Source organism: Verrucosispora sp. CNZ293 (assembly GCF_002754655.1).
Genome location: NZ_PEFR01000001.1, coordinates 1603299 through 1623748, shown reverse-complemented (window position 1 = coordinate 1623748; position 20450 = coordinate 1603299). Strand labels below are relative to the sequence as shown.

At 72.9% G+C, this 20450-nt stretch carries 19 protein-coding genes and 2 pseudogenes; 10 read left to right on the top strand and 11 right to left on the bottom strand.

Going from position 1 to position 20450, the window contains the following annotated elements; translation table 11 throughout:
• Nucleotides 1-3: 3 nt before the first annotated feature.
• On the bottom strand, nucleotides 4-660 hold the full coding sequence (locus CLT74_RS07445) for a maleylpyruvate isomerase family mycothiol-dependent enzyme (protein ID WP_099845887.1): 657 nt from the start codon (nucleotides 658-660) through the stop codon (nucleotides 4-6).
• A gap of 119 nt (nucleotides 661-779) precedes the next feature.
• Here CLT74_RS07445 and CLT74_RS07440 point away from each other — a divergent pair, with 119 nt between their 5' ends.
• Nucleotides 780-1874, top strand: a complete 1095-nt coding sequence (locus CLT74_RS07440) for a sigma-70 family RNA polymerase sigma factor (RefSeq protein ID WP_199172132.1) — start codon at nucleotides 780-782, stop codon at nucleotides 1872-1874.
• On the opposite strand, the gene CLT74_RS30420 is transcribed toward CLT74_RS07440, so the two are convergent.
• The 5 genes from CLT74_RS30420 to CLT74_RS07415 form a co-directional block, all read right to left on the bottom strand.
• Nucleotides 1871-2026, bottom strand: coding sequence for a hypothetical protein (locus CLT74_RS30420; protein ID WP_158240225.1), 156 nt, complete (start codon nucleotides 2024-2026; stop codon nucleotides 1871-1873). The two genes, CLT74_RS07440 and CLT74_RS30420, sit on opposite strands and share 4 nt — an antisense overlap.
• Nucleotides 2027-2097: 71 nt before the next feature.
• Nucleotides 2098-2970 (bottom strand): Gmad2 immunoglobulin-like domain-containing protein, encoded by an 873-nt coding sequence (locus tag CLT74_RS07430; RefSeq protein WP_486582098.1) that lies wholly within the window; start codon nucleotides 2968-2970, stop codon nucleotides 2098-2100.
• Between the two features lie 62 nt (nucleotides 2971-3032).
• Nucleotides 3033-4361 carry an ATP-binding protein gene (locus tag CLT74_RS07425; RefSeq protein ID WP_486582097.1) on the bottom strand — a complete coding sequence of 443 codons (1329 nt, stop codon included), beginning with the start codon at nucleotides 4359-4361 and terminating at the stop codon, nucleotides 3033-3035.
• 100 nt (nucleotides 4362-4461) lie between these two features.
• Nucleotides 4462-5142 carry a response regulator transcription factor gene (locus CLT74_RS07420; RefSeq protein ID WP_099845883.1) on the bottom strand — a complete coding sequence of 227 codons (681 nt, stop codon included), beginning with the start codon at nucleotides 5140-5142 and terminating at the stop codon, nucleotides 4462-4464.
• Between the two features lie 98 nt (nucleotides 5143-5240).
• Nucleotides 5241-5819, bottom strand: coding sequence for an AMIN-like domain-containing (lipo)protein (locus CLT74_RS07415; protein ID WP_099845882.1), 579 nt, complete (start codon nucleotides 5817-5819; stop codon nucleotides 5241-5243).
• Nucleotides 5820-6048: 229 nt separating this feature from the next.
• Here CLT74_RS07415 and CLT74_RS07410 point away from each other — a divergent pair, with 229 nt between their 5' ends.
• Together CLT74_RS07410 and CLT74_RS07405 are read left to right on the top strand one after the other, a co-directional pair.
• Nucleotides 6049-7233, top strand: a complete 1185-nt coding sequence (locus tag CLT74_RS07410) for a snapalysin family zinc-dependent metalloprotease (protein ID WP_099845881.1) — start codon at nucleotides 6049-6051, stop codon at nucleotides 7231-7233.
• 129 nt (nucleotides 7234-7362) lie between these two features.
• Nucleotides 7363-8406, top strand: coding sequence for an SAM-dependent methyltransferase (locus tag CLT74_RS07405; RefSeq protein WP_099845880.1), 1044 nt, complete (start codon nucleotides 7363-7365; stop codon nucleotides 8404-8406).
• Nucleotides 8407-8524: 118 nt separating this feature from the next.
• On the opposite strand, the pseudogene CLT74_RS07400 reads toward CLT74_RS07405, so the two are convergent.
• Together CLT74_RS07400 and CLT74_RS07395 are read right to left on the bottom strand one after the other, a co-directional pair.
• Nucleotides 8525-10135 (bottom strand): annotated as a pseudogene (locus tag CLT74_RS07400) (sulfatase-like hydrolase/transferase); the annotation flags it as partial.
• A gap of 212 nt (nucleotides 10136-10347) precedes the next feature.
• Nucleotides 10348-11112, bottom strand: a pseudogene (locus CLT74_RS07395) (CDP-alcohol phosphatidyltransferase family protein); the annotation flags it as partial.
• Between the two features lie 144 nt (nucleotides 11113-11256).
• Between CLT74_RS07395 and CLT74_RS07390 the strand changes: the two are divergent.
• The 7 genes from CLT74_RS07390 to CLT74_RS07360 all read left to right on the top strand — a co-directional run bounded on the left by CLT74_RS07390 (nucleotide 11257) and on the right by CLT74_RS07360 (nucleotide 16911).
• Nucleotides 11257-12237 (top strand): zinc-dependent alcohol dehydrogenase, encoded by a 981-nt coding sequence (locus CLT74_RS07390; protein ID WP_099845878.1) that lies wholly within the window; start codon nucleotides 11257-11259, stop codon nucleotides 12235-12237.
• A 3-nt stretch (nucleotides 12238-12240) separates the two neighbouring features.
• A complete protein-coding gene (locus tag CLT74_RS07385; RefSeq protein WP_099845877.1) occupies nucleotides 12241-12672 on the top strand; it encodes a 6-carboxytetrahydropterin synthase in 432 nt (143 codons plus the stop codon).
• Entirely contained in the window at nucleotides 12656-13708 is a 1053-nt protein-coding gene (locus CLT74_RS07380; RefSeq protein ID WP_486582095.1) for a glycosyltransferase family 4 protein, read from the top strand. Before CLT74_RS07385 ends, CLT74_RS07380 begins: the two co-directional genes overlap by 17 nt.
• Entirely contained in the window at nucleotides 13705-14529 is an 825-nt protein-coding gene (locus CLT74_RS07375; RefSeq protein WP_099845876.1) for a class I SAM-dependent methyltransferase, read from the top strand. Before CLT74_RS07380 ends, CLT74_RS07375 begins: the two co-directional genes overlap by 4 nt.
• A gap of 62 nt (nucleotides 14530-14591) precedes the next feature.
• Nucleotides 14592-15554 (top strand): lysylphosphatidylglycerol synthase domain-containing protein, encoded by a 963-nt coding sequence (locus CLT74_RS07370; RefSeq protein ID WP_099845875.1) that lies wholly within the window; start codon nucleotides 14592-14594, stop codon nucleotides 15552-15554.
• A gap of 11 nt (nucleotides 15555-15565) precedes the next feature.
• Nucleotides 15566-16207, top strand: a complete 642-nt coding sequence (locus CLT74_RS07365) for a GTP cyclohydrolase II (RefSeq protein ID WP_099845874.1) — start codon at nucleotides 15566-15568, stop codon at nucleotides 16205-16207.
• Nucleotides 16204-16911, top strand: coding sequence for a RibD family protein (locus CLT74_RS07360; RefSeq protein ID WP_486582093.1), 708 nt, complete (start codon nucleotides 16204-16206; stop codon nucleotides 16909-16911). The genes CLT74_RS07365 and CLT74_RS07360 overlap by 4 nt, the downstream gene beginning before the upstream one ends.
• Before the next feature lie 74 nt (nucleotides 16912-16985).
• Here CLT74_RS07360 and CLT74_RS07355 read toward each other — a convergent pair whose 3' ends face one another.
• From CLT74_RS07355 to CLT74_RS07345, 3 genes are read right to left on the bottom strand one after another with little or no spacing between them, the layout of a single operon-like run.
• Nucleotides 16986-17534, bottom strand: coding sequence for a GNAT family N-acetyltransferase (locus CLT74_RS07355; RefSeq protein ID WP_099845873.1), 549 nt, complete (start codon nucleotides 17532-17534; stop codon nucleotides 16986-16988).
• Nucleotides 17527-19569, bottom strand: a complete 2043-nt coding sequence (locus CLT74_RS07350; RefSeq protein WP_099845872.1) for a penicillin acylase family protein — start codon at nucleotides 19567-19569, stop codon at nucleotides 17527-17529. The genes CLT74_RS07355 and CLT74_RS07350 overlap by 8 nt, the downstream gene beginning before the upstream one ends.
• Nucleotides 19566-20375, bottom strand: a complete 810-nt coding sequence (locus CLT74_RS07345; protein WP_099845871.1) for an ABC transporter ATP-binding protein — start codon at nucleotides 20373-20375, stop codon at nucleotides 19566-19568. The genes CLT74_RS07350 and CLT74_RS07345 overlap by 4 nt, the downstream gene beginning before the upstream one ends.
• Nucleotides 20376-20450: the final 75 nt, after the last annotated feature.

Genomic DNA, 20450 nt, shown 5'->3' with positions numbered 1-20450 from the left:
GGATCACGCCGTGGCGCAGCGACCGAGCAGAATCGGGACACCGTCGCCGGTCAGGTCCGCGCAGTGGCTCCGACGTCCGGTCATCGCCATCGTCAGGGCGAGCGTGGCACCGGACACCAGCGGCCCGGCGCCGGTGGTGAAGGGTCCGTCGGTCGCCGCCAGGCGCAACCCACGGATCCGGCTCCTGGCCGGCACGGTGAGGTCCGAGCCGGCGGAGTACTCGGCGACCCGGGTGGCGGTCCCGGTCGGGTACGCGTAATCCAGCCCCAGCGGGCGGCGGATGTCCTCGCCGTGCACGATCTGCTCGCCGAGCATCGCCAGCACCGGCAGGGGTGGCTTGGTGGTGCTGGTGATGATCCTGCGGAACCCGGCGAGGGTGTCGTCAGGGGTGTCGCCCAGGTGCTCGTTGAGCCGCATGAGCACCTGTCGGTCGAAGTCCCACCGGCACCGGATCACGCCGAGCATCCAGCGCACCGGATTCAGGCTGGCCGCCGCGGTGAGGTGCGCGAGGACCTCGCGCACCGTCAGACCCGTGCAGAGCGACGGTGTGGTCCACCCGTCGGCGGTCAGGGCGGCGAGATCGTCGGCCAGCGCCGCCCGTTCCGCGTGGACCAGCGCCCAGACGCCGGTGCGGTCGAGTGCCGGAGTGTGCTCGGTCATGCGATGGGCCCTCCTGTCGTGGCCACCGTCGCGGCGCCCGCCTGTCAGGGGCGCGGCGAACGGGGGCTGTCGTGGCATGTCGAAAGGAAGACTCCCGGCGTCGGGCAGAATCGTCGCTCGTGAACGACAGTTCTTCCGGGCGGACCCGCGATACGTCACCCGATGCCGAGGATCCGGACCTCGTCCGGGCCCGGGCGGGGGACGACGCCGCGTTCGGCCGGCTGGTGGCGCCGCTGCGCCGGGAGTTGCACGTGCACTGCTACCGGATGCTCGGCTCCGTGCACGACGCCGACGACGCCCTGCAGGAGGCGCTGCTGCGGGCCTGGCGGGGAGTCGGCAGTCACACCGGACGCGGATCCCTGCGGTCGTGGCTCTATGCCATCGCCACCCGTACCTGCCTGGACGCCGCCACGAACCGCCGCAGGCGCGCGTTGCCCGTCGATCTCGGTCCCGCCAGCGACCGGGTCCTGCCCGACGGCGTCGCCCGGACCGAGGTGGCCTGGCTGGGCCCGTACCCGGAGATCTCGGTCACCGCCGGACCGCTCGGTCCGCACGCCCGGTACGAGCAGCGGGAGGCGGTCGAACTCGCCTTCGTCGCCGCCCTGCAACACCTGCCCGGCAATCAACGCGCCGCGCTGCTGCTCTTCGATGTCCTCGGCTACTCCGTCGCCGAGATCGCCGCGATGATGGACACCTCGACCACGTCGGTGAACTCGGCGCTGGCGCGGGCCCGCAGGATCGTCGCGGAGCGGGTGCCGCCAGCGACGCAGCAGCAGACGCTGCGCGACATCGGTGACGATCGGTTGCGCCGGGTCGTCACGGCGTTCGCCGCGGCGTTCGAACGCCGGGACGTGGACGCCCTGGTCGCGCTGCTGACCGAGGACGTCACCTGGTCGATGCCACCGCTGGCGCAGTGGTACGCCGGACTCGACGCCGTCGCCGACTTCGCCACCGAGGTGCCGCTCGGCAGCTGCCCCAGCTGGCGTTCCCTGCCGACCAGCGCGAACGGCCAGCCGGCCGTCGCCTTCTATCTGGGCGAGGACCGCATCGAGGCCCACCACGGCTGGTCGATCACCGTGCTGACCCTTCGCGGCGATCGGGTCGCCGGGATCACGTCGTTCGTCGGCGAGGACCACTTCGTCCGGTTCGGGTTGCCGGTCAGTGTCGCCGGATCGAGGCCGCCGGCGCGGCCCGGTGAAAGGTTCGCGCCCTAGATCGCGACGGCACGGGTGCCGGCGGCGGCGTACCCGATGCCGGTGTTCAGCCCGGCGATGACGACACCGAACACCACGAGCAGCGCCGTCCGGCGGGCCGAGGTGCCGGCGGTCCAGGCGCCCGCCATCGCGGTGGGGGCGTTTGCAGACACGTGAAGATCGTAACCGTGGCCGTCGAGATCGAATCCGGCCGTCATGACCAGCCGTCTGCCCGCTGCCGCCGTCAGCGCGTCGCGGTCAGCGTCACAGGTACGGCGACCACCTTCGCCGGTGAGCCGTCGACGGCTGACACCTCGTACGCCTCGATCGTGCCGGCCTGGTCGCGGGACACCCGGTAGCTCAGCGTGAGCCGGTAGCCGCCCCGGCAACCGGTGCCGCAGGTGGTGGTGGTGAACCCGGTGGCGAGCTGGCGTCCAGCGGCGTCGAGCACCCGGACGGTGACTGTCGCCTCGAACACGTCGGCGCTGCCGGTGACGGCGACCGGGCTGGTCACCCGCTCGCCGATGGCCGGCGCGGTGACCACGATCGGGGCCAGCAGGTCGGCGTGATCGGCGCGGCCGGCCGGCGCGGCGGTGCCGAAGTCGACCCGGCGCACGGTGGGAAACTGGGTGAGGGTGTAGACCACCTGCGCCTCGCGTAGCCGGGCGGTGCCCGGGTCGGTCGCGGCGGTCAGCCGGACACTGGCGACCCCGGCTGCGATGCGGCTCACCTCGGCGCCGTCGGGCAGCAGGGTGACCAGACCGGCGTCGGCCTCCCGCCGGGTCGGCCCGGCGGCCAGCTCGGCCAGGGCCAGCCGGGAGGTGGCCACCGTGGCGGGTCGGGTCCGCCGGGTCGGCACGAGCCGTCCTTCGCGGACGTACCACAGCTCCAGGGTGAGTGTCTCCGGCCGGCCGGGGGCCGCGCTGCCGGTGGTCGGCGGCGCGGGGGTGGAACTGCCGCCGGTCGGCGAGGTGGTGGTGGATGGCGGCGTGACAGGTGCCGACCTGCTGGTGGCGGTTGAGGCGGGCGCGGGGGCGGTCGGTGCCGGCCCGAGCGACCCGGACCGCGACGGCGCACAGCCGGCCGCCAGCAGCAGCACGGCGACCGCCGCCGTCACCCGGCGCCTCCACTCAGCGTGCGGTGGTCCCGGGAGGTACCGCCGGGTGGTGGCCCGCCCGTTCACCGCGCACGCTCCGGCGCGCCGTCGGGCAGGTCGAGGCGGAACCGGGTACCGGTGCCGGGGGCGCTGTGCACGGTCAACCGGCCACCGAGCAGTCGGGCGTTCTCCCGGGCGATGGCCAGACCGAGCCCGCTACCGCCGCCTGAGCGTGACGGGTCGACCTTGTGGAACCTGTCGAACAGTCGGGGCAGATGCTCGGCCGGGATGCCGGGCCCCTGGTCGTCGACGTCGAAGTGCACCCGGTCACCGGACCGGACGGCCCGCACCCGGACCTCACCGCCGCCGTGCTGCACCGCGTTGGCGATCAGATTGCCCAGCACCCGTTCCAGCCGACGCGGGTCGCTGCGAAGCCGCAGCGGACCGTCCTCGACGGTCACCCGGTCCGGCCAGCCGCGCGCGGCCACGATCGCCCGAAGCAGGGCCGGTGCGTCCACGTCGGTCACGCTCACCGCCTCCCGCCCGGCGTCCAGTCGGGAGATCTCCATCAGGTCCTCCACCAGGCGGCGCAGCCGGACCACGTCGGTGACCAGCAGCTCACCGGCGCGCCGGGCGTCACCGGGCAGCTGGTCGAGGTGGTCGCGCAGCAGCGAGGCCGCACCCACCAGAGCGGTCACCGGGGTACGCAGCTCGTGCGCCACGTCGGCGGTGAACCGCCGCTCCCGTTCCTGTGCGTGGTGCAGAGCGGCGATCTTCGCCTCCAACGCCTCGGCCATCTCGTTGAACGAGGCGGCCCAGACGCTGAACTCGTCACGCCCGCCCACCGGCAGCCGGGTGGCGAGCAGGCCCTCGGTGATGGCCCGCGCGGCCCGGCTGGCCCGGCCCACCGGTTCCAGGGTGCGCCGGGCGAGGGTGTGCCCGACAGTGGCGGCGAGCAGCACCACAAGCACCCAACCGGCCGCGAGGGCGTTGCGTAGTTGCTCCAGCCCGGCGGCGAGGTCGTCCTCGCCGGTGATCACGTACAGCTCGGCGGTCGAGCCGGGGATCCGTCCACCCACCACGAGCAGCCGCGTCGGATGGGAGCTGCGCTGGTAGCCGAGCTGCCCGGCCGCGACGGTGCTCCGCAGCCGCTCGGTCAGGGGTGGCGCGTACGCCGGGTCCGAGGGCCAGGTGTCGCCGGCCACCAGCACCACGTGCCGACCGCTGCCCTCGAAACTGGTGAGCAGTTCGGTGCGGCGCTGCTCGGTCAGCGGCAGGAACTGTCCGGCGAGCACCAATCGGTACCGGGCGTCGGCCGCGGCGGCGTGCAGCGACGCGTCGTAGCGGGCCTGCCGCAACAGTAGGTACGACCCACCGGCGAGCACCCCGGCGGAGATCCCGGCGACCAGCACGAACGCGATGGTCAGTCGGCGACGAAGCCGACCTGGTCGGACGGTCCGTGCGTCCGCTGTCGTCACCGGTGCCGGCCTGCCGCCCATCGCCGTCCCCCGCTCATCCGGCGACGAACTTGTATCCGGCGCCGCGCACGGTGCGGATCAGCCGGGGGTTGCCCGGGTCGGCCTCGACCTTGGTGCGCAGCCGCTGCACCGCCACGTCGACCAGCCGGCTGTCACCCAGATAGCTGTGGTTCCAGACGCGGTCCAGCAGCAGCTCGCGGGTGAACACCTGCCCGGGCCGGCGGGCCAGCTCCAACAGCAGCCGGAACTCGGTGGTGGTCAGTGGCAGTTCCTGACCGTCCCGGCGGGCCACGAAGGCGCCAGGGTCGATCTCCAGACCGCCGACCCGCAGTGGGCCGGGCTCGGACGGCACCACGGTCCGGCGCAGCACCGACCGGACGCGGGCCACCAACTCGGGCAGGTCGAACGGTTTACGCAGGTAGTCGTCGGCACCGCACTCGAGGCCGACCACCACGTCGATGGTGTCGGTGCGGGCGGTCAACATGAGGATCGGCACCGCGCTGCTGCGCCGGATCTCCCGACACACCTCCAGCCCGTCGAGGCCGGGCAGCATGACGTCCAGCACGATCAGGTCGACGGACCCGGCCCGCCAGACGGCCAGGGCCTGCCGGCCGTCGGCGACGGTGTCCACCCGGAAACCGGCGCGGCGCAGCCCGAGGGCGGTGACCTCCCGGATGGAGGCGTCGTCCTCGACCACCAGCACGCGCCCGTCCATGATGCGCCCAGGGTAGTCCCGGGAGGCCGGGACGTCGCTCGGCGTGACGGGCGGGGATGGGGGCCCGGCCGGTGCCGGACCCCCACCGCAGCGGTTGGTCATTCCTGCCACTGGTGTGCCACGTCCAGCACGATCCGGCTGTGGTCACCGGGCCCGGCCAGCACGAACACCCGGAACGGCAGCCTGGCGCGGACCCCGACGGCGAAGGTGCTGTAGCCCTCGAAACTTCCGCCGAAGACCACGTCGCGCAGGGTCTGGTAGCGCAGCACGTTCGCCACGTGCTCGCCGGTCCGGTACGGCACCGTCGCGAGGTGCTCGTCGTCGTACGCGGGGGCGCGCAGCGAGACCCGCAGCAGCGCGTCGCCGGCGGTGTACGGCGACAGCGCCAACCCTTCACCCTCGGTGTACGTCTCGCCGTAGCCGACCGAGTAGCCGGTGACGGGGCCGTCGAACTCGAACACCACCCGGTCGTGGCAGTCGTGCCGACCGGTCCGCACGTCGATCAGCGGCGCGGAGCTGAGCGCCCCGGCCGTCTTGTCGCCACTGCCCCAGGTGATCCCGCAGTACGGCGAGCCCGTCGCCGCCTGCTTGGCGGTGGTGGGCGTGGCCGTGGCCGTCGCGGCGATCAGCGCGGCGAGCGCCACGAGCAGCGTGGTGACTGTCCTTCTGATCCGCATCCTCGTCTCCTTTCCGTCCCGCCGCGACGTACCGCGCGAGCGGGTGAGCTGGTCGGATCCACAGTCGTGCCGGCCCGCCACAGTGGCTTCACCGTGGCGTAACGCGCGGGTAACAGCGGCGGGCGGTATGACGCGTTCGCGATGACGACGATCGACGGGGGACAATTAATATTCACGCACATCGATAGCGGCGTATCGACGCGCCGCTCAGTCCGCAGGGGAGTGCGTGATGATGCGACGACAACTGCTGCGCGCGGCCACCGCCGCGTTGGCGGCGGTGCTGGCGGCGACGGGGCTTCAGGTGGCCACCGCCACCGGCGCCTCGGCGGCACGGACCGTCTACTACGACGCCAGCCGGGCCGGCGAGTTCCGAACCAACTTCGACCAGGCCGCACAGATCTGGAACAGCCGGGTCAGCAACGTGCGGCTGGTGCCCGGCACACCGGCGAACGTCACCATCTACGTCGACAGTGGCTGGCCCCGGGCGCAGGTCACCGGGCTCGGCTCGGGCCGGATCTGGATGGGCTGGCAGGCGGTGAACCAGGGCTACCACCGTACCCGGATCGCGACCCACGAATTCGGTCACATCCTCGGTCTGCCCGACCGGCGCACCGGGCTCTGCTCCGACCTCATGTCCGGCAGCAGCGCCCCGGTCTCCTGCACCAACGCCTACCCCAGCGCCGCCGAGGCGAGCCGGGTCAACCAGCTCTTCGCCGGCAGCGTGAGCGCGTCGGCAGCGGCCGGCACGTTCACCTGGACCGAGGACACCGGCGTCGGCATCCTCGTGGTCAACGGCCGGCCCGCCACCGAGAACTACCCGTGGCTGGTCTACACCTCCGGCTGCACCGGCACCCTGATCAAGGCCAACTGGGTGGTCACCGCGAAGCACTGTCCGACCCCGTCGTCGGTCCGGGTGGGCAGCACCAACCGCAGCAGCGGCGGCACCGTCGCCCGGGTCAGCCGGGCGGTCAACCACCCGAGCATCGACGTCAAGCTGTTCCAGCTCGCCAGTTCGGTCAGCTACGCGCCCGCGCCGATCCCGACCACCTCCGGCGCCGTCGGCACCGCAACCCGGATCATCGGTTGGGGTCAGACCTGTGCACCCCGCGGCTGCGGCTCCGCGCCCACTGTGGCCCACGAACTGGACACCTCGATCGTGGCCGACAGCCGGTGCAGCGGGATCAACGGCCCGTACGAGATCTGCACCAACAACACGAACGGAAACGCCGGCGCCTGCTACGGCGACTCCGGCGGTCCGCAGGTGCGCCGCATCAACGGCGTGTGGAACCTGATCGGCGCGACCAGCCGGGCCGGCAACAACAACTCCACCTGCGCCACCGGCCCGTCCATCTACGGCGACCTGCCCTCGATCCGCTCCTGGATCAACACCCAGGTCGGCGGCCTCCCCGCCTGACCATCCCCGTCGATCATGCAGTTGTGGCACCCTGCGAATGCCCCCTAATCGGGCATTCCGGGTGCCGCAACTGCATGATCGGCAAGGGGTGTGCGGGGGTGCGGTGGTGGGGTGGGATAGTGGGCGGTCGTGGCGAGATATGGGGTACTGAGTCTGCCGTCGAGTAACCGGGTGTACTCGGGGGCGGCGGTGGAGCTGACGCGGGCGGAGCTGGAGATCTTCGGCGACGCGGTGCTCGGCGGGCGGATCGGTGACGTGGCGACGACGACGATCGGCGGGGCGCGTTACATCACGTTCGACGCCGCCGGCGGCCTGAGCGAGCAGGACGCCGCGCTGCTGGGCAACCTCTCCAGCGCGTACGCGATCTTCGAGTTCGTCGGTGACCTGCTACGACCCGTGCCGTTGACCCGACTGGACCGCTTCGACGACGACCTGCTCACCATCCAGAAGTACCCCGGCAAGACGAACGAGCAGTTCACCAAGTTGCTGCTCAACCTCACGTTGCTCGCCTCGGACGGTGCCGGCGACCTGCTGACCCGGCGCTTCCGGGTGCTCGACCCGTTGTGTGGCCGGGGCACCACGCTCAACCAGGCGATGATGTACGGCTTCGACGCCGCCGGGCTCGACCGCGACAGCAAGGACTTCGAGGCGTACCAGACGTTTCTGAGTACCTGGCTCAAGCGCAAGCGGATCAAGCACCGGATTTTGGAGTCCGGTCCGATTCGCCGGGAACGCAAGGTGGTCGGCCGGCGGTTGCGGGTGGAACTGGCCGCTTCGAAAGAGGCCCACAAGGCCGGCGACGTGCAGTCGGTGGACATGGTGAACGCCGACACCACCCGGATCGGCGAGTTCTTCCGCCCCGAGACCATCGACGTGGTGGTGGCCGACGCGCCGTACGGCGTGCAGCACGGCAGCCGTACCGCCGAGAACGGACTGGCCCGCGACCCGCTCGCCCTGCTCACCGCCGCCGCGCCCGGGTGGGCGCGGGTGCTGCGCCCCGGTGGCGCGCTGGGTATCTCGTGGAACACGAATGTCGCCCGCCGCGAGGCCGCCGCCGAACGCCTGACCGCCGCCGGCCTCACCGTCCTCGACACCGGCCCCTGGCGCACCCTCTCCCACCGCGTCGACCAGTCCATCGTCCGCGACGTCCTGGTAGCCCGCAAACCCACCTGACCCCCACCCCCACCCCCACCCCCGCCCCCACCCCCGCGATCTTGCAGTTCTGGTCGTCGATACGTGCCCTATGCCCCTCTTGCGGGGACAGAAAGTGCAAGATCGCGGGGAGCGGGGCGGGGTTAGCGGGGTTGGGCTTGGGGCGGGAGCCGGTGGGGCCGAAGGCGGTGAGGAAGCGGTCGCGGAACTCGTTCATCGGCCAGACCGGGGCGTTCGGGTCCGGGGTCAGGCCGTCCTGCCAGCCCCAGTCGTTTGTGCGTTGGAGCACCGCCTGGTCCCTGGTCACGATGTGGATCGGCACGTCGTGGCTCGGGTTCTCGCCGGTGACCACCGGCGCCGGCTGGTGGTCACCGACGAAGACCAGCACCGTGTCGTCGTCACCGTACGTCTCCACGTAGGAGATGAGGGTGCGCAGCGTGTAGCTGATCGAGTGCCGGTAGCCGGTGCGGGCCTGCGCGGTGGGCGTACCGATGATGCCCCGTCGGAACACCTCACCGTCGTCGATGGTGTCCCAGTCGACGAGTGACGGCACCTTGGTCCAGGGCGAGTGGCTGGAGACCAGGGCCAGCTCGGCCATGACCGGACGGTCCCTCGGTCCGGTCAGTTCCCGCTCGTGGAAGCGGTGGATGGCGAACTGGTCAGGCATCGGCGCGAAGGCGAACTTGGGGCCCTGGTAGTCGAGGTCGGGGCCGCTGTAGAACTGCTCGTAGCCGTAGAAGGCGCCCTCCGGCCAGGCCTGGTTCACCGCCGGCATGACCCCGACCGTACGCCAGGAGGCGCGCTGGAACGCGTCACCGAGGGTGAACCGATCGGTGGCGAGCAGGTTGCGGTAGCGCTGGTTGTTGTCGACCCAGAGACCGGACAGCAGGGTGGCGTGCGCCAACCAGCTCGCGCCGCCGATGGTCGGCGAGGTGAGGAAACCGCTGCGGGTGGCGAAGCCGGCCGTGGCCAGCCGACCGGCGCTCTCGTCGAGCATCCGGGGGATGGCGGCGAACTCGGCGTCGGTGACCGCGTCGCGGCCGTAGCTCTCCACGAAGGCGATGATGACGTTCTTGCCGCGTAGCCCGGTGAGCAACTGGTCGGCGGGCACGTCCCGGAACGGGTCCACGCCCACCTCGTTGGCGAACACCTGGCGGTCGGACAGCCGGTCCCGGACCTCGGCGGCGTGCTCCTGCACGAGGATTGTGGCGTTGGTGTCGGCCAGCGGCATGGCGGGCACGATCCGTACCCCGAAGGCGGCCAGCACCGCCCAGACCACCACAAGCGTGGCGACCGCCCGCGTGCTGCCGGTCCGGTGCCGGGTCAGCAGCCCGGACAGCCGTACCGTGGACAGGGCGGTCAGCAGCGGCACGGCCAACAGCAGTAGCCCGACCCCGAGGGCGATGGCGACGGCGCCCGGGCGACCGATCGACTCGGCGACGAAGGTGAACGCCTCGTCCAGCAGCGACCAGTCCAGCACCAGGTCGAACGGGCGACCCAGCGAGGAGTAGAAACCCAGGTCACCGACCTTCACCACGGCGACGAGCCCGAGCAGTCCACCGGCCAGCGCGGCCACCACCCGGCGGGGTCGACCGGGCAGCGCGAGCAGCAGCGCGGCCAGCAGCAGCGCCTCCAGCGGGATCCGCAGGAACGCGCCGGGTTCCAGCTGCCACGGCCGGTTGGGCAGGGTGAACGTGACAAGCACCAGCACGGCGGCGAGCGTGGTGACCACCCGCGCGACGATCCGCCGCCGGGGGGTGGCGGCCACCGGCCGGGACGCGGCGGCATCCCCTTCGGCCCCGCGCACATCCACGGCCTCGGTGCCGCGTGCGTCGACCGCCTCGGTCGGGACCGCCTCGACGTGGTGACCGCGCGGGTCCGTGGCGGTGTTGGTGTTCTCGTCCGGGCGCGGCGTGGCCGCCGGGTCGACGATCGACAACTGGGTCTCCCGGGTCAGCGCAGCGACAGGACGGGGGCGGTGGACAGGTCACGCTCGTCGACCCGATCGGGCCGCCGCACACCGATCGTGACCGTCGGTACGGTCGGCACGGCCGGCACCACCAGGGTCGGCACGGTCCGGACCTGCCGGTGCCGCCACAGCCAGCTGACGTCCCGCCCGAACGACTCGACAAGCATGCCCAACGCGGCGACCAGTACGACTGTCGTCAGCATCCCGGGCAGCACCTGGGAGGCGGCGACCGCGAGCATGATCCCCTGGACCGCGGCGACCACCTTACGCCAGTACCGGGGCGGCAGTTGCGCGTCCACCCAGGGCAGCATCCAGCCGGCGACCAGGAAGACGTACCGCATCAGGCCGATGGCGAGCACCCAGACCCCGACCGACGGGGCGACGTAGAGGCTCAGCATCAGCACCAGGAACGAGTCGACCTCCATGTCGAACCGGGCGCCGAGAGCGCTCGTCGTCCCGGTGCGGCGGGCCACCTTGCCGTCGACGGCGTCGAGGGCCAGCGCCACCGCCGTCATCGCCACAAGGACCGCCACCGGCGCGGGGCGACCGCTGGTCAGCGCGTCGGCGATCAGTGCCGTCACCGCCCCGACCAGCAGTCCGCGGCCCATCGTCACCCAGTCGGCCGGTCCCAGTCGGTCGGTGCCCGCGTGACGCAGCCCACGGACCAGCGCCAGGCAGGTCACGGCACCGTACGCGAGTCCGGCCAGCCAGCCCGCGACACCGAGACCGACAGTCGCGGCGACCCCCGCCAGCAGCATGATCTGGACGATGAGCCCGATTTGCGGACCGGTTCGAACTGTGGACACCGTGCCTCCGTGTTTATGATCGACGACCCCTGACTGGGAACTACGGAAAATACGACGGATCGGTTCGGTCCGGACGCAGGTAAGGAGAAAAAACCGGTGACGCGATCCGCCTTCGCCTTCTGGCTCCGGGCTCCCGGCGTGGGGGAGATCCGTCCGGTGGCGCTGCCGGAACCGGGCACCGACGAGGTCCTGGTGCGCAGCCGCTACTCCGGGGTCAGCCGGGGCACCGAGACGCTCGTCTTCACCGGTGGCGTGCCCGCCAGCCAGTACGCCGCGATGCGCGCCCCGTTCCAGGAGGGGGACTTCCCGGCCCCGGTCAAGTACGGCTACCTCAGCGTCGGCGAGGTCGAGCAGGGGCCGGCGCACCTGCGCGGGCGTACCGTGTTCTGCCTGCACCCGCACCAGAGCGCGTACGTGGTGCCGGCGGACGCGGTGACCGTCGTGCCGGCGGAGGTCCCGGCGGCCCGCGCGGTGCTCGCCGGCACGGTGGAGACCGCGGTGAACGCGTTGTGGGACGCCCCGCCCCTGGTCGGCGACCGGGTCACGGTCGTCGGGGGTGGCATGGTCGGGTGCGCCGTGACCGCGCTGCTGGCCCGCTTCCCCGGCGTACGGGTGGAGCTGGTCGACACCGATCCGGCCCGCGCCGAGGTGGCCGCCGCGTTGGGCGTCGACTTCGCCACCCCCGAGACCGCCGCTGACGGCCGCGACCTGGTGGTGCACGCCAGCGCCACCGCCGCCGGCCTGCAACGTGGCCTGGACCTGCTCGCTACGGAGGGCACCCTGCTGGAACTGAGCTGGTACGGCGACCGGCCGGTGCAGCTGTCCCTCGGTGGTGCGTTCCACTCCGGACGGCTGAACATCCGCAGCAGCCAGGTCGGCATGGTCGCTCCGGCACGACGTGGCAGTCGTAGCTACGCCGACCGGATGGCCCTCGCCCTGGACCTGCTCGCCGATCCGGCGTTCGACACGCTGATCACCGGCCGGTCACCGTTCGCGGAACTGCCCGACGTGCTCGCCCGACTCAGCGGGGGCGACCTGCCCGCGCTGTGCCATCTCATCACCTACGACGGGGAGTGAACCGTGTTCAGCGTGACCGTCCGTGACCACATCATGATCGCCCACAGCTTCCGGGGGCAGGTCTTCGGCCCCGCCCAGCGGCTGCACGGCGCGACATTCGTCGTCGATGCCACCTTCCGCCGACCCGACCTGGACGACGACGGCATCGTGGTCGACATCGGGCTGGCCACCGACCAGCTCAAGGCGGTGCTCGGCGAGCTGAACTACCGCAACCTCGACGATGAGCCCGCGTTCACCGGGATGAACACCACCACCGAGGTGCTGGCCCGCACCATCGCCGACCGGCTCGCCGAGCGGGTACGCGCCGGCCAGCTCGGCGCCGGCGCCCGGGGCCTGACCGGGATCACCGTCACCCTGCACGAGTCGCACGTGGCCTGGGCCAGCTACGAACGGGCGCTGCCCGGCTCGACCGCCGCCGGTGAGGGCACCGCCTGACGTGCCGATCCTGCACGTGATCCTGCCGGGCGACATCGACGACCCGGCGTCACCCAGCGGCGGCAACGGCTACGACCGGCGGATCTGCGCCGGGCTCGCCGCCGCCGGCTGGTCGGTCCGCGAACACGGCGTACCCGGGGACTGGCCGCGACCGTCCCCGGCGGCGCGGGCCGCGCTGGCCCGGGTGCTGGCCGGCCTGCCGGACGCCGCGCTGGTGCTTGTCGACGGCCTGGTCGCGTCGGTGGTGCCGGACGTGCTCGCCGCGCATGCCGGGCGGTTGCGCCTGGTCGCGCTGGTGCACCTGCCCCGGGAGGACGACGAGGAGGCCCGGGCGCTGGCGGCGGTCACCGCGGTGGTCGCCACCAGCACCTGGACCCGTGACGCGCTGCTGCGGCGGTACGCGCTGCCGGCCGAACGGGTGCACGTGGCCCCGCCCGGGGTGGATCCGGCGCCACTGGTGCCCGGGACGGCGACCGGTTCGGCGCTGCTCTGCGTCGCGGCGGTCGCCCGGCACAAGGGCCACGACGTGCTGGTCGAGGCGCTGACCACGCTGGCCGACAGGTCCTGGACGTTGACCTGTGTCGGCCCGCTGCACCGGGAACCGGAGTTCGTCGACCGGCTGCGCCAGCGGATCACCGCCGGGCGGCTGGGCGACCGGATCCGATTGTCCGGGCCGCTGGCCGGTGACCGGCTCGCCGCCGCGTACGCCGCCGCCGACCTGCTGGTGCATCCCTCGCGGGGTGAGACGTACGGGATGGTGGTCACCGAAGCGTTGGCGCGTGGCGTACCGGTGCTCGCCACGGCCGTCGGTGGACTGCCCGACACCCTCGGCCGTACGGCGGCCGGCGACCGGCCGGGCCTGCTGGTGCCGCCCGACGACCCGACCGCCATGGCCACCGCGCTGCGCCGCTGGCTCGACGACGTGACCCTGCGCGAGCAGCTGCGACACGCCGCGGCGCAACGACGGGACACCCTGACCGACTGGAACGGCACCGTCGCCCAGATCACCATGGCCCTGAAGGAGGCGTCGGCATGAGCATCGATCTCCCGCCCGATTTCGCGCGGTGGCTCGCGCTGCGGGAACCCGCGGATGTGGCGGCCCGGTCCACGGACCTTGTCGACACGCTTCGGGCGGCGCTGCCCAACCACGGACCCCGCGTGGTGCACGACCTCGGTGCCGGGACCGGCTCGCTGGCTCGCTGGCTGGCCCCGCTGCTGCCCGGCGCGCAGCACTGGATCCTGCACGACCAGGACCCCGACCTGCTGGCCCGCGCCCGGGCCGGCATGCCCGCCACCGCCGCCGACGGCGCACCGGTGACCGTCGAGACGCGCCAGGGCGACCTGACCCGGCTGACCGCCGCCGAGCTGGCCGACGCCGCCCTGGTCACCGCCTCCGCCCTGCTCGACATGCTGACCGCCGAGGAACTCGACAGACTGGTCGCCGCCTGCGCCGAGGCCGGTTGCCCGGCCCTGTTCCTGATCTCCGTGACCGGCAGCGTGCGGTTGACCCCGGTCGACCCGCTGGACGGCGAGGTCGCCGCCGCCTTCAACGCCCACCAGCGCCGTACCGTCAACGGCCGCCGGCTGCTCGGGCCGGACGCCGTCGACGCCTGCGCCGCCGCCTTCGCCCGGCACGGGGTGGCGGTGCGACTGCGGCCCAGCCCGTGGCAGCTCGGACCGGAGCAGGCCGCCCTGGCGGCGGAGTGGTTCACCGGCTGGCTCGACGCGGCCCGTGAGGAACGCCCTGCGCTGACCGCCCTTACCGACGAGTACGCACGGCGTCGGCTGGCGGCGGCTGAAACCGGTCGCCTCGGGGTACTGGTCGGTCACGTCGACCTGCTGGCGCTGCCCCGTTGAACCGGCAGCCCACCAGCTACGTGCGTACAGTCAGGGAAGATCGCCACGCCGGGGAGGCACGAGTGGGGGATGAAGCTGGCGGCGCCGTGCCCACGGCGACCCCGGTGGGCCGGTCGTTCTGGGGCTGGGCCCGACTGCTACTGGGCGTGGGCGTCCTCGTGGGGTTGCTCTGCTGGCTCGGCACCGGACCGTTCCTGGCCGGCCTGCGGCTGATCGACGCGCCCGCGTTGGCCGCCGCGCTCGCCATAGGTGTCCTCACCACGGTCTGCGCCGCCTGGCGCTGGAGCCTCGTCGCGGGTGGCCTCGGCGTACGCCTGCCATTGCGGGAGGCGGTCGCGCACTGCTACCGGGCGATCTTCCTCAACGCGACGCTGCCCGGCGGGATCCTCGGTGACGTGCACCGTGCGGTGCGTCACGGCCGTGAGGTCGGCGATGTCGGTCGCGGCATCCGGGCCGTGGTGTGGGAGCGGATGGCCGGACAGGTGGTGCTGGTCGTGGTCGCCGTGGTGCTGCTGTTCGCCTTCCCGTCGCCGGTGCGTCCGTTCCTGCCGGTGGCGACCGCCGTGGCGGTGGCGGTGCTGGTCGCAGTGCTGGTGGCGGCCCGACTGCTGCCGCAGTCAGGTGCCTCCCGGTGGGCTCGCGCACTGGGCACCGCCGTCTCCGACGTACGTCTCGGGCTGCTCGCTCGGCGCACCTGGGCCGGGGTGCTGATCGCCTCCGCGCTGGCGGTCGCCGGGCACCTCGCGACGTTCCTGGTGGCGGCGCGCACGGCGGGCTCCACGGCCCCGTTGAGCCTGCTGCTGCCACTGACCCTGCTTGCCCTGCTCGCGATGGGGGTACCGGCGAACGTCGCCGGGTTCGGCCCTCGCGAGGGGGTGGCCGCGTGGGCGTTCGCCGCCGCCGGCCTGACCGCCGCCGAGGGGGTGGCCACCGCGACGGTGTACGGCGCTCTGGTGCTCGTCGCGAGCCTGCCCGGAGCCGCCGTGCTACTGGCCCGACGTGTCCGTGTACCCGCCACCGTCTGACGAGGAGACCCATGTCCGAATCACTGCCTGTCGCCACCATCCGGACGCAGGTCACCGTGCCGCTGCGGTTCCCCGACGGCTACAGCACCACGGCCCGGCTGTTCACCTTCGACGGGCTGATCGACGGCCGGGAACACCTCGCCTTCGCCCTCGGTGACACGAGCGCGGCGGAACGTGGCGGTGACGTGCCGCTGGTCCGTCCGCACAGCGAATGCCTCACCGGCGACGTGTTCGGCAGCCAGCGCTGCGACTGCGGGCCGCAGCTGCGCGAAGCGGTTCAGCGGATCGCCGACGTCGGCGGCTACCTGCTCTACCTGCGCCAGGAGGGCCGGGGCATCGGGTTGTACGCCAAGCTCGACGCGTACGCGTTGCAGGACGCGGGGCTGGACACCTTCGAGGCCAACGTGGCGCTCGGTCACGCCGAGGACGAGCGCGACTACACGGTGGCGGCGCAGATGCTCGCCGCGCTCGGTGTCGGGCCGATCGCGGTGCTGAGCAACAACCCGGAGAAGACCGAGCAGCTGGGCCGGCTCGGGATCACGGTGACCGAGCAGGTGCCTACGGGTGTGTTCCTGTCCCCGGCCAACGCCGACTACCTCGCGGCGAAGGCCAGCCGCGCGGCCCGCGCCGCCGACCTCCCCTGCGTCCGGTGACCGGCCCGCCCGGGGTGGCGCGGCCGTACGTGCTGCTCAGCTGCGCCACCTCGATAGACGGCTACATCGACGACGCCACCGACGAGCGGCTGCTGCTGTCCAACGACGCGGACCTCGACCGGGTGGACGAGGTCCGGGCCGGCTGCGACGCGATCCTGGTCGGCGCCGGCACCGTCCGCCGCGACGATCCTCGCCTGCTGGTGCGTTGCGAGCGGCGCCGAGCCGAACGGGTCGCCCGGGGTCTGCCGGCGTCGCCGACCCGGGTGACCATGACCGCCTGCGGTGACCTGGATCCGGACGCCCGGCTCTTCACCGTCGGCGACGCGGACCGGATCGTCTACAGCGCCAGCGGTGCGGTGGAGAAGACCCGGCACCGGCTGGGTGAGCTGGCCACCGTTGTCGACGCCGGTGACCCGGTCGACCTGGCGCGAATGCTGACCGACCTCGCCGAGCGGGGCGTGGGCCGACTGCTCGTGGAGGGCGGCGCGGGCGTGCACGGGCAGTTCCTCGCCGCAGGACTCGCGGACGAACTGCACCTGGTGGTCGCCCCGTTCTTCGTGGGGGACCGCCGGGCACCCCGGTTCGTCGGCGAGGGTAGCTTCCCGTGGCACCCGGGACGACGGGCGCAGGTGGTGGAGGCGCGGCAGATCGGTGACGTGGTGCTGACCCGGTACGCGCTCTCCGAGCGCTGCGAACCGGCGTAGGGCACCTGACGTCGCCGGCTGCGGTATCTCGCGGTCTCCGGGAGGCGGGACGGCGCAACCTGCCGTATGTCGGGCTAACCCGAGGGGCGGTCGAGGAACATCAGTCGGGCGCGTTTGTCGGGGAGGTCCACCAACGGGCCGTCGACGAAGCCGGCCCGCCGCAGCCGGGCGATCGCCTTGTCGTTGCGGGCGTCCGGTTCCATCACCAGCCGCAGCCGGCGGGGGTCGGTGAAGACGAAGGTGACGAACTCGTCGAGCAGCGTGCCGGTGAAGCCCGGCTCGGGCCGCACCGGTGTGCCGATCAGCAGGTGACCGCCGTGGTCGCCGGGACGTACCGGATAGCACTCACCGACCGGGTCGTGCTCCGGCTCGTAGGTCTGGAACAGCGCCACCGGCTCGCCGTCGCGCAGCGTGAGGTACGCGTGATGGGTGGACAGCGAGTCCACGTACCGGTAGATCTCGGCGACCCGGTCCCGGTCGGCGTCGCGCATTCCCCAGAACCGGGCCCGTTCCTGGCGTACCCAGGAGTGGATCACGTCGGCGTCGGCGTCGGGGTCGACCGGCCGGAAGGTGACCACCCCGAATCGGGGCACGTGCCGCTCGTAGTGGTGCCGGTCAGTCATCGTGCTCCTCGGTCAGCCGGTCCCAGGCACAGGTCACCGTGATCAGGTCACCGTCCACCCACAGCGGTAGCTGGTCGTCGCGGTGCGGCCCGGCCCCGGTGGCGCCGAGCGGCACCACCCAGCGGCTGTTCTCCCGCCGGGCCAGGTCCCACACGTAGCGGGCCGCCGGCCCGCGCAGGCACAGATCGGTCACCCCGGGGACGCTGGAGGTGGCCAGCACGCAGTCGTGGTCACCGGAGAGCTCCGGCCCCGGCGGCGCGGCCGGGTCGGGCAGTGCCCGCCACGGCAGGAGCCGGTGCCGTTCGCCCCACCGTCGGGTGTCACCGGCGGCGGCCACCTCCGCCAGGGCCTCGCGTAGCAGGTCGGCCCGGTCCAGGCCGGGCAGGTCCGCGTGCAGCAGCCGGGTCACCGCGTACCCGACCCGGGGCAGCAGGGCCAACCAGGGCCGGAACACCTCCGGATGGGTGGATGGTCCGGCCAGTGCCGCCAGCGCGGGGTGGGCGGCGAGCCGGCGGGTCACGGCGGCCCGCAGTTCGGCGAAGGCGGCGGCGTCGATGCTGTCGGCGGCCATCCGGCGGTCCCAGGCCAGCAGACGTTCCCGCAGCCCAGCCGTGGGTCCGTCGAGCCCGTCCAGCCCGGCGACCAGATCCAGCAGCGGCCCGGCGGCGGCTGAGTAGGTGTCGGTGTGCACGGAAGCCTGTTGGTCGGCGTGCCAGTCTGCGGACCCGTCCAGCAGCTGTCGGATCCGGTCGGCCCGGTACGGCGGCGCGAACTCCACCCCGAGCCCGGCGGAGATGCCTCGGTCGTTGGCCATCACCGCCACCTGGTCGACAGGCGCCTTCGGCATCGGGTGCCAGCCCTGCCAGGCGTGGGCCGCCGCCCAGCCGGGGACCATCCGCAGTCCGTTGTCGGGGTGCCGGCGCGGCACCCGGCCGGCCACCCGGTGCAGCAGCCCGCCTGCGGTGTCGGCCGCGAGGACCACGTTCACCGGTTCGACCCAGCCGTCCAGTGCGGCGTCGACGTCGTCGACGGTGCGCGCCCGCAGCAGCGCCGGCAGCACGTCGAAGCCCAGCTCACCGAGGACGCGGGGTGGATAGCGCAGGCTGACCGTGACGGCCGGGTCGTCGTCCGGGCCACCGGACACCAGCGGACCCCGCTCGGTCTCGATCACCTCGACCTCGACCGGCTCGGCGCCGGCGACCTCGACCGTTTCCACGTGCCGGTGGGCGGGCCGCCACCCGTCCGGCCCGTACGCCTCGACCCGGTCGCCCCGGCGGCGCAGGCGTTCGGCGTACCCGTCCTGGTAGTCGGCCATCGCGTTGGTGATCGCCCAGGCGACCTCACCGGCATGGCCGAAGTGCGGGATGCCCGGAACGCCGGGCACGGCGAAGCCGAGCACGTCGTACTCCGGGCAGGCCAGCCGGATCTGCTGGTAGATGCCGGGCGCCTCGATGAACCGGTGCGGATCACCGGCGATCAGGGCACCGCCGGTGGCGGTGCGGTCGGCGGTGAGCAGCCAGCCGTTGCTGCCCGAGGTGACGTGGCTGTCGACGGCGAACAGGCCGGTGGCCTGCGGACCGAGCTGGCGGGCCACGTGGTCGCGCCACAGTTTGGTGCCGAAACCGGCGAAGAGCACGTGGTGACCGAGCCAGATCGCCAGTGGCGTCCACGGCTGCCAGCGGCCCGGTCGTAGGCCGGTGGCGGCGAACTCCGGGGCCCGCGCCGCACCGGCGGCCAGCGCGGCGTTGACCCCGTCCACGTAGCGTCCCACCCACTCGGCGGTGGCCGGATCGAGGGCGGCGTGGCAGCGTCGCGCGGTGTCGTCGAGTCGGGCCCGGCGGGCGAAGCTGTCCCAGGCCACCGCCTCGACGCCGAGGAACGCCGCGGAGGTGCCCTGGGACCGGTGCCGTTCCACCTCGAGCTGCCAGGCCCGGTCCAGGGCGGTGACCCGGCCCTGGGCGTGGGCCAGCGAGAGGTGGTCGTCGGCGCGCAGGTGCGGGATGCCGTAGCCGTCGCGGTAGCGGCGGGTGCTCACCGCGCCACCGTACCGACTCGGGCGCGGGCCGCCGGAACCACGAGCGGAGTACCGGTCTCCGGGTCCTCGATGACCCGGCACGGCAGGCCGAACACCTCCTCGACCAGTTCGGCGGTGACGATCCGGCGTGGTTCGCCGGCCGCCACCACCCGCCCATCGCGCATCGCGATCAGGTGGGTGGCGTAGCGGGCGGCGTGGTTGAGGTCGTGCAGCACCGCGACAAGCGTGCGGCCCTGCTCCTCGTGCAGCCGGGCACACAGGTCGAGGACCTCGATCTGGTGGGCGATGTCGAGGTACGTGGTCGGTTCGTCCAACAGCAGCAGGGGTGTCTGCTGGGCCAACGCCATGGCCAGCCAGACCCGTTGGCGCTGGCCGCCGGAGAGTTCGTCGACCAGCCGGTCGCCGAGGTCGTCGACCCCGGTGGCCGCCATCGACTCGGCGACGATCCGCTCGTCGTCGGGGGACCACTGCCGCAGCAGCCCCTGGTGCGGGTATCGGCCCCGGGCCACCAGCTCGGCCACCCCGATGCCGTCAGGGGCGGTCGGCGACTGGGGCAGCAGCCCGAGTGTCCGGGCCACGGCCCGGGCGGGCAGCCGACGGATGTCAGCGCCGTCGAGCAGTACCGCCCCGACGGTCGGCTTCAGCAGTCGCGACAGCGCCCGCAGCAGGGTGGACTTGCCGCACGCGTTCGGGCCGATGATGACCGTGAAGGAGCGGTCGGGCACGGCGACGGTCAGGTCCTCGGCGACGACCCGCCGGTCGTAGGCGAGACGCAGTCCGCTGCCACCAAGCCGGGAGGTCGACATGCTTGTTGCTCCGTTCTCGTTCGAGGGTGCCGCCGGCCGGCCAGCGTGGTCGTCGTCGCGGTCGGTCGGGCGACC

What these genes read in the sequence shown, in the direction of transcription:
- CLT74_RS07445 (WP_099845887.1), bottom strand. Translation starts at nt 660, where the DNA reads ATGACCGAGCACACTCCGGCACTCGACCGCACCGGCGTCTGGGCGCTG.
- CLT74_RS07420 (WP_099845883.1), bottom strand. Translation starts at nt 5,142, where the DNA reads ATGGACGGGCGCGTGCTGGTGGTCGAGGACGACGCCTCCATCCGGGAG.
- CLT74_RS07415 (WP_099845882.1), bottom strand. Translation starts at nt 5,819, where the DNA reads ATGCGGATCAGAAGGACAGTCACCACGCTGCTCGTGGCGCTCGCCGCG.
- CLT74_RS07410 (WP_099845881.1), top strand. Translation starts at nt 6,049, where the DNA reads ATGATGCGACGACAACTGCTGCGCGCGGCCACCGCCGCGTTGGCGGCG.
- CLT74_RS07375 (WP_099845876.1), top strand. Translation starts at nt 13,705, where the DNA reads ATGAGCATCGATCTCCCGCCCGATTTCGCGCGGTGGCTCGCGCTGCGG.
- CLT74_RS07365 (WP_099845874.1), top strand. Translation starts at nt 15,566, where the DNA reads ATGTCCGAATCACTGCCTGTCGCCACCATCCGGACGCAGGTCACCGTG.
- CLT74_RS07355 (WP_099845873.1), bottom strand. Translation starts at nt 17,534, where the DNA reads ATGACTGACCGGCACCACTACGAGCGGCACGTGCCCCGATTCGGGGTG.
- CLT74_RS07345 (WP_099845871.1), bottom strand. Translation starts at nt 20,375, where the DNA reads ATGTCGACCTCCCGGCTTGGTGGCAGCGGACTGCGTCTCGCCTACGAC.